The 15,476-nt window shown below is 72.3% G+C and carries 14 protein-coding genes and 1 pseudogene; 10 read left to right on the plus strand and 5 right to left on the minus strand.

Annotation, left to right across the window (positions count from 1 at the left end):
• Positions 1–60: 60 nt before the first annotated feature.
• The 3 genes from WMF17_RS18325 (at position 61) to WMF17_RS18335 (ending at position 2,454) form a co-directional block, all read left to right on the plus strand.
• Positions 61–1,074, plus strand: a complete 1,014-nt coding sequence (locus WMF17_RS18325; RefSeq protein ID WP_437603366.1) for a M23 family metallopeptidase — start codon at positions 61–63, stop codon at positions 1,072–1,074.
• 439 nt (positions 1,075–1,513) lie between these two features.
• Positions 1,514–1,915, plus strand: coding sequence for an SPW repeat domain-containing protein (locus WMF17_RS18330; RefSeq protein ID WP_437650605.1), 402 nt, complete (start codon positions 1,514–1,516; stop codon positions 1,913–1,915).
• A 149-nt stretch (positions 1,916–2,064) separates the two neighbouring features.
• Positions 2,065–2,454 (plus strand): hypothetical protein, encoded by a 390-nt coding sequence (locus WMF17_RS18335; protein WP_437603368.1) that lies wholly within the window; start codon positions 2,065–2,067, stop codon positions 2,452–2,454.
• Here the strand turns inward: WMF17_RS18335 and WMF17_RS18340 are convergent.
• Positions 2,372–3,625: a dicarboxylate/amino acid:cation symporter gene (locus WMF17_RS18340; protein ID WP_437603369.1), complete on the minus strand. Its 1,254-nt coding sequence runs from the start codon at positions 3,623–3,625 to the stop codon at positions 2,372–2,374. The genes WMF17_RS18335 and WMF17_RS18340 overlap by 83 nt on opposite strands.
• 214 nt (positions 3,626–3,839) lie before the next feature.
• Between WMF17_RS18340 and WMF17_RS18345 the strand changes: the two genes are divergently transcribed.
• Positions 3,840–4,334: a DUF4442 domain-containing protein gene (locus WMF17_RS18345; RefSeq protein WP_437603370.1), complete on the plus strand. Its 495-nt coding sequence runs from the start codon at positions 3,840–3,842 to the stop codon at positions 4,332–4,334.
• A 62-nt stretch (positions 4,335–4,396) separates the two neighbouring features.
• Here WMF17_RS18345 and map read toward each other — a convergent pair whose 3' ends face one another.
• Positions 4,397–5,146 carry a type I methionyl aminopeptidase gene (gene map, locus WMF17_RS18350; RefSeq protein ID WP_437603371.1) on the minus strand — a complete coding sequence of 250 codons (750 nt, stop codon included), beginning with the start codon at positions 5,144–5,146 and terminating at the stop codon, positions 4,397–4,399.
• A 104-nt stretch (positions 5,147–5,250) separates the two neighbouring features.
• Between map and WMF17_RS18355 the strand changes: the two genes are divergently transcribed.
• Together WMF17_RS18355 and WMF17_RS18360 are read left to right on the plus strand one after the other, a co-directional pair.
• Complete coding sequence (locus WMF17_RS18355; protein ID WP_437603372.1) at positions 5,251–5,568, plus strand: LysR family transcriptional regulator; 318 nt, start codon at positions 5,251–5,253, stop codon at positions 5,566–5,568.
• A 29-nt stretch (positions 5,569–5,597) separates the two neighbouring features.
• Positions 5,598–7,496 carry an inositol monophosphatase family protein gene (locus tag WMF17_RS18360; RefSeq protein ID WP_437650606.1) on the plus strand — a complete coding sequence of 633 codons (1,899 nt, stop codon included), beginning with the start codon at positions 5,598–5,600 and terminating at the stop codon, positions 7,494–7,496.
• Positions 7,497–7,632: 136 nt separating this feature from the next.
• Here WMF17_RS18360 and gnd read toward each other — a convergent pair whose 3' ends face one another.
• Together gnd and WMF17_RS18370 are read right to left on the minus strand one after the other, a co-directional pair.
• A complete protein-coding gene (gene gnd, locus WMF17_RS18365; RefSeq protein ID WP_437603374.1) occupies positions 7,633–8,616 on the minus strand; it encodes a phosphogluconate dehydrogenase (NAD(+)-dependent, decarboxylating) in 984 nt (327 codons plus the stop codon).
• 108 nt (positions 8,617–8,724) lie between these two features.
• The gene (locus tag WMF17_RS18370; RefSeq protein ID WP_437603375.1) at positions 8,725–9,759 is read right to left on the minus strand and encodes an STAS domain-containing protein; all 1,035 of its coding nucleotides are present in this window, start codon (positions 9,757–9,759) and stop codon (positions 8,725–8,727) included.
• A gap of 305 nt (positions 9,760–10,064) precedes the next feature.
• Between WMF17_RS18370 and WMF17_RS18375 the strand changes: the two genes are divergently transcribed.
• From WMF17_RS18375 to WMF17_RS18385, 3 genes and pseudogenes are all read left to right on the plus strand, one after another.
• Positions 10,065–10,286, plus strand: coding sequence for a hypothetical protein (locus WMF17_RS18375; protein ID WP_012236178.1), 222 nt, complete (start codon positions 10,065–10,067; stop codon positions 10,284–10,286).
• 621 nt (positions 10,287–10,907) lie between these two features.
• The gene (locus tag WMF17_RS18380) at positions 10,908–12,176 is read left to right on the plus strand and encodes a DNRLRE domain-containing protein (protein WP_437650607.1); all 1,269 of its coding nucleotides are present in this window, start codon (positions 10,908–10,910) and stop codon (positions 12,174–12,176) included.
• Between the two features lie 164 nt (positions 12,177–12,340).
• A pseudogene (locus tag WMF17_RS18385) lies at positions 12,341–12,406 on the plus strand (hypothetical protein); the annotation flags it as partial.
• A 61-nt stretch (positions 12,407–12,467) separates the two neighbouring features.
• Here the strand turns inward: WMF17_RS18385 and WMF17_RS18390 are convergent.
• The gene (locus WMF17_RS18390; protein WP_437650608.1) at positions 12,468–14,069 is read right to left on the minus strand and encodes a metallophosphoesterase family protein; all 1,602 of its coding nucleotides are present in this window, start codon (positions 14,067–14,069) and stop codon (positions 12,468–12,470) included.
• A gap of 129 nt (positions 14,070–14,198) precedes the next feature.
• Between WMF17_RS18390 and WMF17_RS18395 the strand changes: the two genes are divergently transcribed.
• Positions 14,199–15,455: an SUMF1/EgtB/PvdO family nonheme iron enzyme gene (locus WMF17_RS18395; protein ID WP_437603378.1), complete on the plus strand. Its 1,257-nt coding sequence runs from the start codon at positions 14,199–14,201 to the stop codon at positions 15,453–15,455.
• Positions 15,456–15,476: the final 21 nt, after the last annotated feature.

Below are 15,476 nucleotides of genomic sequence, written 5' to 3' on the forward strand. Positions count from 1 at the left end.
CGGCATGGCCAACATCCACATTTTTCGTCGAGGTACGCAAAATCTGGCACGATCGCGGCCATGCGCGTCCCTGTCCTCGTCGTAAGCTTGCTCACCATCGCCGCCTGTGATCGCGGCGCTTCATCGAGCTCGCCCGCCGCGGGGGCCCAGGCTTCCGCCGACCCGGCGCCGGATGCCGCCGCCGCCCCGGTCGCCTCGGCCAGCGCGCCGGCCCCGACGGACGCGACGGCCGGGGCCGCGCCCGCCGCGGTCGATGGCGGCACGGGAGCGGCGGCGAGCGCGGACGTGGCCGACGCCGGGCCAGCCGCGGCCGACGAAACCCGGCTCGCGGTCGAGGGGCGCGCCGTCCAGGGAGGGCTCCTCCGCGCCAAGCTGAACGGCAAGCTGCGCCGGATGGCGTTCCCCGGCCATCGCGTGACCGTCAGCGACGAGGGGGAGTTTCTGATCGCCTTCTCGCGCAACGCGCCGGCGCAGGAGAAGCTGACCATCACGTTCGACGACGGGCAGGTGCTCGAGAAGATCTTCGACGTGGAGCAGCGCACGTTCGAGGTCGACAAGGTCGACAACCTGCCGGAGAACACGGTCAAGCTCGACATGGCGACCCGCGTGAAGCTCACGCAGACCGAGAAGAAGCTCGACGCCGTCCGGAACAAGTACACGAAGAAGAACTGCTACAAGAGCGGCTTCATCTGGCCGTCGAAGGGGTCGATCACCTCGCGGTACGGCCAGCCGCGCTTGCTCAACGGCACCGACGGCGGGATCCACTGGGGCGTGGACATCGCGGCTCCCGTCGGAACGCCGGTGCGCGCGCCCGCCTGCGGCAAGGTCGTGTTCGTCGAGAAGAACCTTCCGCTGAGCGGTCACACCCTGATCATCGATCACGGCCACGGACTGACCTCCACGTTCATCCATCTTCACGGCTTCGCCGCGAAGGTGAACGACGAGGTCAAGCAGGGTCAGGTCGTCGCGACCGTCGGCATGACCGGCCGCACGAATGGAGCGCACCTCGACTGGCGCATGAACCTCTTCGGGACGCGCGTCGATCCCGAGCTCCTGCTCGCGCCGGCGAAGTGACGGCCGGCAAGCTCCTTAAGAGCGTCCCTTACGCCGGCGTTCCCGGGGATCGAGGCTCGGGACGCCGGGCGAGCACGCTGGACAGTCGGGACAACACGCCTTCTCCGCCGACGACACGAAGCGCCCAGAGACACCGTGTCATGTGGCGGGTGGGCGCATGTCGGGGCAATGTGCCACACGAAGAGATCTCATGGTGACGGGCCATGTGGCGGCGGCGGCGTCCGGGTGCCCCGGAGCGCGTTGTGCCCAGCGCCGCCTCAGCGCACAAAGACAGGTCGGCCGACAATCCGTCTCCGTGATCTCTGCGCGATGGAATGATGGAATGGCCGTTGAGCTCGCTGGCGACCCTCTGCGCCGGGCCGCTCTGCGGCATGCGCCTTGCAACTCCACAGACCGACGAAGGCACTCACAACAACGTGTGGTTTGCAAGGAGTCGGTCATGAAGATCCTGTCGCCTCGAGTTCATGGGTACATCGATTACGCTGTTGCGGCCCTGTTCCTGCTGGCTCCTTCGCTGTTCGGCTTCGGCGGGCTCCCCGAGACGCTCTGCTACATCCTGGGTGCCGTGCACGTCGGCATGACGCTGCTCACCGCATTTCCGCTGGGCGCCGCCAAGATCATCCCGTTCCCGGTCCACGGAGCGCTCGAGGCCGCGGTCGCCGTGTTCCTCGTCGCGGCGCCCTGGCTGTTCAGCTTCGATGCCGCGTCCGCGGCGAGGAACTTCTATCTCGTGTCGGGCGTGGCCATCGGCCTGGTCTGGCTCGTGACCGACTACCGTTCGGCGTACGCCACGACGACGGCCAGCGGTCGTTACCGGTCGGAACACGGGTCGTTCTCCTGATGATCGCGTGAGCGTTCCTCGCGAATCGGCGCGTCGGCCAGGGCAGCGCCTCGGCCGCGCGCGTTTTTGTTTCCCGAACGGCGGACGTGACGGGGTGGTGGCTCGAGCGAGTTTGCGGCAAGCTCATGCATGGCGGGAGGGAGGACGCGATGAGCGACCTGAAGAAGACGGGCCTGGCGGGCCTGCAGGTGGGCGACTACCGCGTGGGGGCGGTGCCCGTCGGCGGGACGAGCGACGCGCTCGACACGGAGGCCAACCGCGAGCGGGCCCGGCGGGCCGAGGAGGACAGGCGGGCGGCCCAGTTCGGCGGCACGCCCGAGGGGGCAGGGGAGGCCGCGCTGGAGGCCGCCGAGGCCGCCGTGGACGAGGCGATCCAGGAGGCCCGCGCGCGCTTGAGGAGCGGCGAGGACGAGGAGGTGCCGATCCTGCTGCGCGATCCCGTGACGGGGACCACGCTCACGCACGCGCCTCTTCCTGCGGCTTGGGGTGCTGATCCCGCGACACGTACACCGCCGCTGCCAGGTCGCCCACGACGTTGATCACGGTCCGGCACATGTCGAGGAAACGGTCCACCCCGAGGACCAGGCCGAGCCCCTCGGGCGGGATGCCGAGCAGACCCAGGATCATCGCGATGACGGGGAGCGAGCCGGCAGGGATGCCCGCGGTGCCAATCCCCCCGAGCACCGAGATGAGCATCACGATCGCCTGCTGCCCCAAGGTCAGCGAGACGCCGTAGACCTGCGCAAGGAACAGCACGGTCACCCCCTCGAAGAGCGCCGTCCCGTTCTGGTTCATCGCGGCGCCGGCGGTCAGCACGAAGCGCGCCACGGACGACGGCAGCTTCAGCTCCTCCTCGGCCACCTTCAGCGAGGTCGGCAGCGTCGCGTTCGACGAGGCCGTCGAGAACGCCGTCACGATCGCCGTCCGGCTCCCGCGGAAGAAGGCGACCGGCGACATCCCGCCGAGGAAGCGCACCGAGAGCGAGTACACGACGAACATGTGCAGCCCGAGGCCGAGCAGCACCGTGAGCACGTACGCCGCCAGCTGCTGCATGATGCCGATGCCCATGCGGGACGTGATCGTGAAGAGCAGCGCGCCCACGCCGATCGCCGCGAACCGGAGCACCCCCTCGATGAGCCGCATCGAGACGTCGAACAGCCCCTGGATGCACTCCCGGAGCCGCGTCGCCCCCTCGGTCGGGGTGAGCGACAGGGCGAGGCCGAAGAGCAGCGAGAACGTGATCACGGCGAGCACGTCGCCCGCGGCCGCCGCCTTGACGACGTTGTCGGGCACCATCGCGATGATCATCCCCACCGGCGAGGTGTCGACCGGGGCGGTCGCCGCCTTGACCCCGCTGTGCGCGAGGCCCCGGACCGCCTCGGGCAGGCCGTCGCCCGGGCGGATCAGGTTCACCAGGACCAGGCCGATCAGCACCGCGATGGTCGAGACGACGGCCGTGTAGCCCAGCGTCCGCAGGCCGAGCCGGCCGACGTGCTTCAGATCGAGCTCGCAGATGCCCATGACGAGCGCCGAGAACAGGATCGGGAGCACGAGCATGAACAGCAGGCGCAGGAAGATCTGGCCCACCGGATAGGTGATATGATCGACGATCCAGGTGAGCGCCGGGGAGCCCGCCGCGACTGCGTTCGCCGTCAGTCCGCCGGCTGCGCCGACCGCGACCCCGAGCAGCATCGTTCGATGCGATGACATGGCGCCACCTTACACAAGGCGCGGCGCCGTGAGCCGCCGAGTTCGCGCCCCCTGCTCGCCCTCGGAGGCCGAGGAGAGCGCCGCCCGCCGCGATGTCCGCGCCGCCGGCGCGGGCACGACGGCGGCGGCGCTGCCCCGGGATCCGCGCGCCGCCCGCGCCGCGAGCGAGGCGCCGGCCCGGCATGCGCTAAGCTCGGCGCCCTCAGAGGCCCCCATGTCCACCAAGCCGAACTTCATCGCCCGCTCGCTCGCTCCGCTCCAGGTGCTCCCGTCCTTCCTGCGTTCTCGCGCGCAGACGGTGCTGCTCCAGCGCATGGTGCCGTTCACGGGGACCGCCGGCATCCAGTTCGAGGAGGTGGGCTCGGACCGGGTGGCGCTGCGGCTCGCCAACGGGCGCAAGGTGCGGAACCACATCGGCGGCGTGCACGCGGCGGCGGCGGGGCTCCTGGCCGAGACGGCGACCGGCTTCGTCGTCGCCGTCAACCTGCCCGACGACAAGCTGCCGCTCCTTCGCAGCATGAAGGTCGACTACAAGCGCCGCACCCAGGGCGGGCTGCGCGCGGTCGCGACCCTGTCCCCCGAGCAGCGGCGGTCCTTCCTGGACCAGCCGAAAGGGGACGTGGTCGTCGCCGTCACCGTGACGGACGACAGCGGCGCGACGCCGATGGAGTGCGAGTTCGTGTGGGCCTGGGTGACCAAGGGGGTGTGACGCCGCAGCCGCCGGCGCGAGCCAGCGCGCGGCGCGCCGGTGCCGCGCGCCGCGCGGCCGCCTCAGCGCGTCAGGATCTCGCAGCCGTCCCGCGTGACGAGCACGGTGTGCTCGAACTGCGCCGAGAGGCTGCCGTCCTCCGTGACGATGGTCCACCCGTCGTCGAGCGTGCGGATGTGGTGCGATCCCAGGTTGACCATCGGCTCGATCGTGATGGCCATCCCGGCGCGGAGCCGCATGCCCGCCCCGCGCACGCCGGTGTGCGCGACGTGCGGCGGCAGGTGCATCTTCCGCCCGATGCCGTGCCCGCCGACCTCGCGGACCACGCTGCACCCCTCCGCCCGCGCGAGCTCCTCGATCGCCGCGCCGATGTCGCCGAGCCGCGCCCCGTCGCGCACGACCGCGATCCCCGCGTCCCGGCACCGCCGGGCGACGTCCACCACGTGCCGCGCCTCGGCGCTCGGCTCCCCGAGGAAGAACGTCGCCGAGGTGTCGCCGTGGTAGCCGTCGAGCTCCGTGGTCACGTCGACGTTGACGATGTCGCCCGGCAGGAGCACCTCGTCGCGCCGCGGGATCCCGTGACAGACGACGTGGTTCCGGCTCGTGCACACTGCGGCAGGGAAGCCCTTGTATCCGAGCTGACTCGGGCGGCCGCCTCGCTGCGCTGTGTCCTCGCGCACCCACCGGTCGATGTCCGCGGTCGTCACGAAGGGCTGGAGCCGCGCCCCGACGGCGGCCAGCGTCGCCGCGGCCGCGCGCCCGGCGCGCCGCATCGCCTCGCACGCGTGAGGCCGGAGGATGTCCACGTTCATGCGAGGCGTATGCGCGCGCAGCGCGCGCCCATCCAATACCGTTTTGATCTCGGGCGCCCGCGCGCGGCTCCTCGCCCGGGCGGCGTTCGAGTAGAATCGGCCGCGTGAGCCTGTCGCAGATCCGCTACTTCATCGCCGTCGCCGAGGAAGGCCACGTCGGCCGCGCCGCGCGCCGGCTCCACATCGCGCAGCCGCCCCTCAGCCGGCAGATCCGCGGCCTGGAGGACGAGCTCGGCGCGCAGCTGTTCGAGCGCACCGCGCGCGGCATGCGCCTCCTGCCGGCCGGCGCGGCGTTCCTCGACCACGCCCGCAGCATCGTCGCGCAGGTCGACGCGGCCGTCGCCGACCTGCGCAGCTACGGCGCTCCGCCTCCGGGAGACGCGCTCGACGCCGGCCGGTGCCGGCGCTCCGAGCTGGCCTAGGCTGCCTCGCGTGGAGCCACGGGACCGGCATGGGCTACGACGCTGAGCTCGCGCTAGCCGTCGAGGCGGCGCGCCGCGCGGGCTCGCTCCTCCGCGCGGAGTTCCACCGCCCCGGCGGCCCCCGCGGCGCCGGGACGCACGCCGACGCCGACGTGGAGGTCGAGCTCCTGCTGCGCGACGCGCTCACCCGCGCCACCCCCTACACGTTCCTCGGCGAGGAGACCGGCGCCCTGGACGGCGCGGACCCGTCGCACCGCTGGATCGTGGATCCGAACGACGGCACCGCGTCGTTCCTGCACGGCTACCGCGGCGCCTCGGTCTCCATCGGCCTCCTGCGCGAGGGCACGCCGGTGCTCGGCGTCGTCTTCGCGTACGCCTACCCCGACGACCGCGGCGACCTCATCGCCTGGGCGGAGGGCACCGGGCCGATCCGGCGCAACGGCGCCCCCGTCTCGTCGTCGCTCGCCGGCGCCGCGCTCGATCGCTACGCCGTCGTGCTGCTCTCGCAGTCGGCGGACTACCTCCCGGCCCGCAACGCCCGGTGCGTCGCCCCCGCGCGGTTCCTCTCGCTCCCGAGCCTCGCCTACCGGCTCGCGCTGGCGGCCGTCGGCGAGGGGGTCGCCGCGGTCTCGCTCAGCCGGCCTCGCAGCTGGGACTACGCGGCCGGCCACGCGCTCGTGCGCGCCGCGGGCGGCGAGCTCGTCGACGACGACGGCGCGCCCATCGCGTACACGGCGCAGGGCGAGGGCGACATCTGCCGCCTGTTCGGCGGCGCCCCCGCGGTCGTCCGGGAGCTCGCGCGGCGCCCGTGGAACGCCGTCATCCACGGCCGCATCCCGGCGCCGCAGGGGACGTACGGTCTCCTGCGCCCGTCCCGCAGCCTGCTCATCGAGGGCGCCGGCGCGCTCTCCCGGGCCCAGGGCTGCCTGCTCGGCCAGCTCGCGGGCGACGCGCTCGGCGCGCTCGTCGAGTTCCGGACCGCGGAGCAGATCGAGGCGCTCTACCCGGGCGGGGTCCAGGATCTCGCCGACGGCGGGACGTGGAACACCCTCGCCGGGCAGCCGACCGACGACTCCGAGATGGCGCTCATGCTGGCGCGGTCGATCGTGCGCAAGCGCGGCTTCGTCGCCGAGGCCGCGCTCGACGCCTACGTGCACTGGTACGGCTCCCGCCCGTTCGACATCGGCAACACCACCGCGGCCGCCCTCTCCGCCGCCGCGGGCGCGCCCTCGCCCGGCGCGCGCCGCGACCGCGCGAGGGCGGCCGCGAGCCTGACCAGCGAGGCGAACGGCTCGGTGATGCGCGCCGCGCCGCTCGGCATCCTCGGCGCGGGCCGCCCGCAGGAGGCCGCGGCCTGGGCGCGCGACGACAGCGCGCTCACGCACCCCCACCCGGTCTGCTGCGCCGCCTCTGCCGCGTTCGTCGCGGCCATCGCCGCCGCCGTGGGGGGCGCCGGCGCCGAGGGCGCCTTCGCGACCGGCCGCGCCGAGGCGGAGCGGAGCGGCGAGCGCGTGGTCCTCGCCGCGCTGGAGGCCGCGCGCCGCGCGCCACCCCGGAGCTTCTCGCACCAGGCCGGCTGGGTCCTCATCGCCCTGCAGAACGCCTTCTACCAGCTCCTCCACGCGCCCTCGCTCGAGCAGGGGCTCATCGCGACGGTGATGGCCGGCGGCGACACCGACACGAACGCCGCGATCGCCGGCGCGCTGCTCGGGGCGGCGCACGGCCGGGACGCCATCCCGGATCGCTTCCGCCGCCTCGTGCTCACCTGCCGCCCGCTCCCCGAGGCAGGGGCGAAGCACCGGCGCCCGCCCGAGCTCTGGCCGGTCGACGCGATGCTCCTGGCCGAGGCGCTCCTCGCCTCGGGGCAGCGAGCGCAGCCCGAGGAGAGCGACCTGCCGGAGAGCTTCCGGACCGGTGATACAAGTTAAATCAGAATAATTTCAACAATTTACGTCCATTTTGTGAGCCTCTCCAGGAGGATGAGAGGTTCCGGGCGGGGGGTGGCCCGGGCGCGCCGGGAACGCGCTCCCGGCTCGTCGCTCGAACGGCGGCCGGGAGCGCCGCTCAGCCCCCCGTCGGGCGCTCCAGGTGACCGCCGAACTTGTGGCGCATCGCCGACAGGACCTTCTCGGCGAAGGTGTGATCGTGGCGGGAGCGGAAGCGCGCGTAGAGCGCCGAGGAGAGCACCTCGGCGGGCACCGCCTCCTCGATCGCCGCCATCACGGTCCAGCGCCCCTCGCCGGAGTCCTGCACGAAGCCGCTGTACTCGCCGAGCTCCGGGCTCTCGGCGAGGGCGATCGCCGTGAGATCGAGCAGCCACGAGCCCACCACGCTGCCCCGCCGCCAGACCTCGGCGATCTCGCCGAGGTCGAGCGCGTACCGGTGCTCCTCGGGCAGGCGCTCGGTGGCCGCGTTCTTCAGGATGTCGAACCCCTCCGCGTACGCCTGCATGAGGCCGTACTCGATGCCGTTGTGGACCATCTTCACGAAGTGGCCGGCGCCGACCGGGCCGCAGTGGAGGAAGCCCTCCTCCGACGTGCTCTGCGCCGCGCGCCGGCCCGGCGTGCGCGGGATGTCTCCCGGCCCGGGCGCGAGCGTCCGCAGGATCGGCTCGACGAGGGCGAACGTCTCGGGGGCGCCGCCGACCATGAGGCAGTAGCCGCGCTCGATCCCCCACACGCCGCCGCTCGTCCCCACGTCGACGTAGCGGATGCCCTTCGGGGCGAGCGCCCCGGCGCGGCGGACGTCGTCCTTGAAGTAGGTGTTGCCCCCGTCGATGATCACGTCGCCCGCGCCGAGCTTCTCGCCGAGCTCCTGCACGACGTGCTCGGTCGGCGCGCCCGCGGGGAGCATGACCCAGATTACGCGCGGCGATGCGAGCTGCGCCGCAACCTCGTCGAGCGACGAGGCCGTCCCTGCGCCCTCCTCGCCGAGCTGCTTCACGCTGTCCTGGTTCAGATCGAACGCCACGACCTCGTGGCCGCCGCGCATGAGCCGGCGCGCCATGTTGGCGCCCATCCTCCCGAGTCCGATCATTGCGAGCTTCATCTGTCACGCTCCGGTTTGCGACGGCGGGCGTATCACGGGGAGCTGCGCGCCGCGCGCGGCAGGCGCCGCTCCGATCGGGGCGCTCCTTCCGCAGGCGGCCGGAGGCGGCTACCGCGGCTTCGGCCGGAGGACGCCCATCACGTGCTCGAGCGCGCTCTTCAGCGTGCTGAACACCGGGATCCCGTCCAGGCTGCCGCCGGCCTCCAGGATGTGCTCGACCATCACCGCCGGGACGCCGGAGATGATGCACTGGCTGCCGAGCAGCCTCGTCGCCGCGAAGAGCCGGAGGAGGTGCTCGATCGTCGAGGCGTCGGTCGCGTGCGCGCCGGTGAGATCGACGATCATGAAGCGGGCGGCGTGCTGGACGACCGCGCCGAGCACCTCTTCCATCATGCGCGCCGCCCTCACGCCGTCGATCATGCCGATCACGGGCAGCGTGAGCACGCTGTCCCACACCTGGATGAGCGGCGTGGACATCTCGAGCATCGCCTCGTGCTGCGCGCGGGCCCGGTCGAGCTGCAGCCTGAGCTCGAGCTGGACGCGCTCGAGCTCCTCGTTCTGCTCACGCAGCTGCGCGCTCGCGGCGGCGAGGTCGAGCGAGTTCTTGAGCATCGTGTAGGTCGCCCCGACGTAGAGCGCGTACGTGGTCGCGCTCGCCAGCGCCTTCCGGTCGATCTGGCGCTGGTCTTCCAGGGCGAAGAGCATCGTGCCGATCGTCTTCTTGTAGACCTGGATCGGCACGTGGAAGACGACGTCGGGGTCGTCGGCGAGGAGCCACGCGCGCGCGCTGTCCGCCTCCCGCGCCTCGGCCCACGGCCCCTTGAACCACGCGGCGCGCTGCGCCTCCAGCGCCGCGACCATCCATGCGTCCACGACGACGCCGCCGCCCTCGGGCGCGCCGTACTCGAAGCTGCCGCGCTCGTACCGCGCCGCGACCCGCGCGCCGCCGCCGTCGTTGCCGAGCACGACGCAGAGCCGCTGGGACGGGACGATCCAGCGCGCGCTCGAGCAGACCTCTTCCCAGAGCGATCTCAGATCCGGCTGGCTCGCGAGCTTGAGGAGGATCTCGTTCAGGACGCCGAGGACGATCCACCCTCCGCCGGCCTCCGGGGGCTGGCCAGACTCTGGCGTCGGCGTCAGCAATCGACGTCGAGCGCGGGGCCCGCTGCGTGGGTCCGTGGTTCGGTGCGCTGCGAGGAGGCCACCGTCATGACGCTCCCCCGGGACGCTTCCGCGCAGAGCCCCGCCTCGCCGATGCGAGCGACGGGATCAGGACCAGATCGAAATCTCGGCACGGTGCATACTCCTCGCGCGCGGCGCGGTTGCATCCTACAGCGCAACCCGCCCGCGGTGGAGGGTCTCTCGCCCGGCCGGCCGTCGGGGACGCCGCCGCGCGCGCCGCGGCGCGGTGTGCGCCGCGCGCGGCCGTTGCGTGCTACCGCTAGGGCATGAAGATCAAGGCGCGTGACGGCAAGGTCTACGAGGTCGCCCCCGCTCCGCCCGGAGGGAGCCACGAGGTGCGGCTCGACGGCAAGGTGGTCGGCTCGTTCGTGCTCCTGCCCGACGAGACGCAGGTCACCGTGAAGAGCAAGCCCGCCACCGACGCGCTCCTCGTGGACATCGCCGATCGGTTCGTCGCCGAGGGCGGCGCGCCCATGGGCATCAGCTGATCCTGCGCCGACGCGGGGCCGCCTGCGGGCCCCACTCCCGAGAAAGGCCGGTCGTTCCGGCGCTCTCGTCGCGGCGCTCTCCTCGGCCGCCCTGTCCCGTTCTACCTCGACGGCGTCGGTGCTGCAGACTTCGTCCGACATCGTCATCCTGATCCTGACCGCATGTCGTTTCCGAGATAGCGCCGTCGCTCTGCCCGGAACCCGTCAACGACGTCGACCCGTTGCACCGCAGCGGCAGCCTGAGCGCAATCTCGCGCGCCGCTCTCCGGCGTCCTCGTCGGAGACGGCACTCGTCATACTGCTCCTGGCCGCGGTCGCGCCGCTGCGCCGGGCCGCGCGGAGGGGGAGGGAGGCGGCGTAAAGCGTGCGGCCATCTGAGGCGGCGCGCAGCGTGCGGGCGGGGTGCTCCTCGCTCCGGCCCGCACCAGGTCGCTCGACGCGGATGGGACGACCTCGGCGTCATGCCTACCTCTCCTCGTGTCCAACTCTGGGCGAGCGTAAGCGCTCCCCCAATCGTCACCGTATATCCGCCCGCCCCCCGCGCCCGACGCGTGAACACACACACGCCTGGCCCACCCAGGAGCATTGTATACCGTGCAGAGGAGGGATATAAAGTTGATCATGCGATACATCCGTACAAGCGCCGCTGGCGCTTGCCTCTCCCTCCTCGTGCTTGCGGCGTTCCCCGGGACGGCGTCTGGGGCGACGACCGCGATCACGCTCATCATCAACCACGCCGATTGCGGCGACGCCGAGTTCTCACTGTACCTGAACGGGGTCCACCTCGGCACGATCCCGAGCGTCAACGACTGCGAATGCGGCACAACGACGCTCCAGAAGAGGTTCACCGAGCCCGAGGTGCTCGCCCTCTACAATCCGGCCACATGCAACGATGTCCGGGTCGATATCGCCAGGGGCGCGAATCTGCTCGTCGGCTTCGCGCGCATCCACGTCGATGGGACCGAAGGCTCGTCGTTCCTGTGCCTGCACGACGCGGTCTCCGGTACGTTTCCGTGCGGCGATCGCGACGTCTGCGACGGCTACAACCGCGGGCTGACGTCGCTCGGGAGCCACGACGGGGACGGCGTCGCGCCGGGCCTGGGCACGGGCTGCGACAACTGCGCCACCGTGAACAACCCGGACCAGGCCGACAGCGACGCTGACGGCATCGGCGACGCCTGCGACCCGTGTCCGCGCGGCGACAGCGACGGCGATGCCGTCTGCGACGCGGTCGACAACTGCCCGGCCGCCGCCAACCCGGACCAGGCCGACAGCGACGCCGACGGCATCGGTGACGCCTGCGACAACTGCCCGGGCGTCGCGAACCCGGACCAGACCGACGGCGACGGCGACGGCACCGGCGACGCATGCGTGGACGCGTGCGTCACCGTGCAGCGAGGCACCGCCGGCGAGGTCGCGGACGCCGGTATCTGGGAAGCGTTCCCCGACTACGGCGACGGCCGCGTCCCCTACAACGACTCGGGCTCCGCGCACGGCCTCCCCAAGCAGGCGCTCTTCAGGTTCGGGCTCGACAGCATCCCCGCCGGCGCCACCGTCACCTCGGCCGACTTCGGCGTTGTCGCCTACGGCGCCGGCGATCAGCGCGTCCGTATCCACCGGATCACCGCGCCCTGGAGCGAGGACGCCGTCACATGGAACCGCTTCGCCGCAAGCTACGACGAGGCCGTCGAGGCCGACCTGACGTGGGCCGGCCCCTATGAAATGACCGCCGATCTGACCGGCCTCGTCCAGGCGTGGGTCGATGGCTCCGCCCCGAACCACGGCTTCCTCGTCGAGGAGGATCCGCACGGGCGCACGTCGTACAGGTCGAGCGACCACCCCCTCCAGAGCGACCGACCCTGGCTCGAGATCTGCTACTTCGTTCCCTGATCCGCGCCGCGCGGGCTCGCCTCCGCGCCGTCCGCCGCCGCCGGGTAAGCAGGACGAGCACGCCCTGGTGGACGCCCGAGAGCGAGGACTCCAGGCCGAGCGTCATCGGGAGCTTCAGGCTGCCGGTCATTGCCCTGGCGGGGACCGTCGATGAGGATGCGCGCGTGAACTATGCGTGCGGCATCGACTCGTTCTCGTCCATCCTCGAGGCTCCCTGCACGCTGTCCGAAGCCATGGATCGCGCGCCGCTCCTCATCGCGAACGCGGCCGAGAATGCGCTGCGCTGCATCCTCATCGGCCGAGCTCTCCCCGGGCTCCGCGAGGCGCGCGGGCGCCCTCGTTTACGCGCGCGGAGCGGAGCGGGTGCGTCTCGACGCGCCAGTTGCCCTCGTCCGTCAGCCGGATGGCCGCGAACCGGGCGATGCCGTCGAGGTGGCCGTCCGTCTCGTGGCCCAGCGTCGACGAGGGGTGCGCGTAGACGCTGACGCGACCGCCGCTCTTCGAGCGGTAATGGCCGAAGAACGCGAGGTGCTTGTGCCCGTGCAGCACGAGCGCGCTGTTCTTCCTCGGGTTCTTCTGCTGATACGCCGCGAGCATCTCGAGCAGGCGCGGGCCATCCATCGCGATCATGAACGTGTCGTTGAGCGAGATCGGCCCCGCGAGGCGCGCCACGTGGTGGTGCAGGAGCACGACGACCGGGCCGGTGCCCCGCCTGAGCGCGCGGGCCAGGCGCCGGAGCTGACCGCCGCCGATCTGCCCGATCGCGTTCGACCCCACGAACCGCGACCGGTAACGGTTCGAGTTGAGCCCGAAGATCCGGATACCCCCCTCGAGATCGAGCCGCCTCGGATACAGGCCGGCGATCGCGCGCAGCCGGCGCCGGGCCCGCTTGCGGGCCGGGATGTGCAACGGGGGCTGGAACGGGCCGCGCTCGACCCGGGTGAGCACCTCGATGAAGCGCTGCTCGCGCTCCGCTCGCTTCGTGAGGTACGGATCGGGCGACGTGCCGAGGTTGATGGCGATATCATGGTTGCCAGGCACCATGAGCACCTGCGTGGCGGCAGGGATGCCGGCGAGCGCCGCCTCGAGCTCGGCCCACTGCGCCTCTTCCCCGAGATCGGTCATGTCGCCGGTCAGCGCGACGAGCGGCGGCCTCATGGCCGCGATCTCCGCGACGAGCCGCCGGAGACGGCCTGTCAGATCGGCGGTGTCGGGGCGCGCGACGCCCTCGGGCCACGCGGCCGAGCTCTCCTCGATCTCGTACGGCTCGCGGCCGTCCGCCGTGAGGTGCAGATCGGAGAGCTGGCAGAGCACGAGCCGCCCGCCGGGGATCGCGTCCCCGGGGTCGGGGAAGAGCGTCGCCGCGCCGCCATACCGCAGGATCACGCGGATCGCCTCGCCCATGGCGAACGCGAGCCAGGCATAGAGCGAGATCCCGAGGGCGAGCAGCGCGAGCGCCACGCAGCCGACCAGGACGAGCGCCGCGCCGCCCCCGAAGGAGAGCCTGCCGCCCGCAGGGAACCACGCGAGATCGGACCCGATGGACGAGGCGAAAGGCCCGTCCGGCCGCGCAGAGACCCAGCTCGGGACCCCGATCTCCAAGAGATGCACGATGAGCCCGCCGGCGAGACAGAGCGCGGCGAGGAGGAGGACCAGCAGGATCACGCGATCGCGGACGACGTCGATGACGTCGACGACCTCGCCGAGCCGCCCCCGAAACGACGATCCGAAGTAGCGGCTCCCGTAGGAGATCTTCTTCCATGTCTCGGGCCGCCACACGCGGCCGCGGCTCGCGATGCGCGAGACGACCACGGCGGGGGCGACGATCAGCGCGAACAGGACGAGCACCGGCAGGAGCGCCAGGTAGAGAATTCGGAGGGCCGCCCTGCGCACGATGCCCCATTTGACGTGCCCCGGGCAGGACCGTCAAGGCGTCGCTCGGGCCGGCTGGCGATCGCGCGCGCTCTGAAAGTTGCCGAAATCGACGGATGTCCGTAGCCGTAAGCGCGAGGTCGCACGCCGATGTCCTGCCCCGAGACGCCGAACGATCCGGCCTCCGCGCCGCGACCGCCCGCGCCGAGCGCACCGCCGCCGGCGCTCTCGGCGGGCGTGCGCGCCGACAGGGCGCGCGGGGGCGGCCGCGGAAGGACAGCGGCCCTCGTCGCCGCGGGCGTGCTCGTCGCGGGCGCCGCCGTGTGGATCGGCGCGGGCGCCGCCGTGTGGACCGGCGAACGCGCGCGCCTGTCGAGGGCGCCGGTGGCGCGCACCGCAGCGCCGCTCCTCGCAGGCGCGCTACGGGAGCGCCCGGCCGCCGCGTCGGCCGCGCCGGCGGAGCGCGTGGCGCCCACCATGGATGATGAGGACCTCGCGCCTGCCACGCTGGACGAGCAGCGCGCCCGGCTGTTCGCGCGGATGCGGCGCGAGCTCGCGCTCTCCGACGAGGCGATGCGGCAGGTCGAGGCGATCTTCGCGGCGTCGCCGGTGCTCGGCCAGGGCAACCCCGCGCTCACGCGCCACCCGATGTCGCGCTCGGAGTGCCGCCGCATCCGGGAGATCGCGGGCGTCGAGCGGGCGCGCGAGCCGGCCTGCGGCGCGCCGGGGATGGTGCCGCTCTTCGACCCCACGCGCGGGCAGACGGCGGAGGACGCCCCTGTCTGCATCGATCAGCTCGAGTTCCCGAACATCCCCTGCGAGTACCCCGTGGTGCACGTCCGGGCGCGCGAAGCGGCGCTCCTGTGCAGGGCGATCGGAGAGCGGATCTGCGATGCGCACGAGTGGGAGGGGGCGTGCGCCGGCGCCCTGAGGGAGCCCGACGTCGAGTACGAGTGGGAGAGGCCCCGGAGCGAGGCGAGCTGGCATCACAACCTCCTGCGCGAGAAGGTGTGGAGCTACGGTCCCGAGAAGAACCACGCGCTCTGCGGCACGGAGAGCTCCCGCACGCCGGGATGCCCAGGCGGCGGGTGGGACCGCTGCGGCTCCAACACGTATCCGGCCGGCGCCTTCCCCGCGTGCCGGAGCAGCCTCGGGGTCTTCGATCTGCACGGCAACGTGGCCGAGCACATGAGCCTGCCCATCCTGCCCGACGAGCTCGCGCGGCGCGGCGATCGGGGCTTCACCGAGATGAAGGGCAGCTGGTTCGCGTTCTCGTCGATGGAGGTCCACGCCGACGACTGCCGCTTTCGCGCGCCCGACTGGCACGCGACGCGGCTCATGAGCAAGGGCAGCCACGCGAACTACCACCTTGGATTCCGCTGCTGCAAGGACATCGCGCCGCCGTAGGCGCGCTTGGATTCCGCTGCT

This window comes from Sorangium sp. So ce362 (assembly GCF_051519845.1).
Classification (GTDB): Bacteria; Myxococcota_A; Polyangia; order Polyangiales; family Polyangiaceae; genus Sorangium.

Excerpts from the sequence above, each read along its gene's own strand:
- WMF17_RS18325 (WP_437603366.1), top strand. The coding sequence starts at position 61 with ATGCGCGTCCCTGTCCTCGTCGTAAGCTTGCTCACCATCGCCGCCTGT.
- WMF17_RS18330 (WP_437650605.1), top strand. The coding sequence starts at position 1,514 with ATGAAGATCCTGTCGCCTCGAGTTCATGGGTACATCGATTACGCTGTT.
- WMF17_RS18335 (WP_437603368.1), top strand. The coding sequence starts at position 2,065 with ATGAGCGACCTGAAGAAGACGGGCCTGGCGGGCCTGCAGGTGGGCGAC.
- WMF17_RS18340 (WP_437603369.1), bottom strand. The coding sequence starts at position 3,625 with ATGTCATCGCATCGAACGATGCTGCTCGGGGTCGCGGTCGGCGCAGCC.
- WMF17_RS18345 (WP_437603370.1), top strand. The coding sequence starts at position 3,840 with ATGTCCACCAAGCCGAACTTCATCGCCCGCTCGCTCGCTCCGCTCCAG.
- map (WP_437603371.1), bottom strand. The coding sequence starts at position 5,146 with ATGAACGTGGACATCCTCCGGCCTCACGCGTGCGAGGCGATGCGGCGC.
- WMF17_RS18360 (WP_437650606.1), top strand. The coding sequence starts at position 5,598 with ATGGGCTACGACGCTGAGCTCGCGCTAGCCGTCGAGGCGGCGCGCCGC.
- gnd (WP_437603374.1), bottom strand. The coding sequence starts at position 8,616 with ATGAAGCTCGCAATGATCGGACTCGGGAGGATGGGCGCCAACATGGCG.
- WMF17_RS18375 (WP_012236178.1), top strand. The coding sequence starts at position 10,065 with ATGAAGATCAAGGCGCGTGACGGCAAGGTCTACGAGGTCGCCCCCGCT.
- WMF17_RS18380 (WP_437650607.1), top strand. The coding sequence starts at position 10,908 with ATGCGATACATCCGTACAAGCGCCGCTGGCGCTTGCCTCTCCCTCCTC.
- WMF17_RS18395 (WP_437603378.1), top strand. The coding sequence starts at position 14,199 with ATGTCCTGCCCCGAGACGCCGAACGATCCGGCCTCCGCGCCGCGACCG.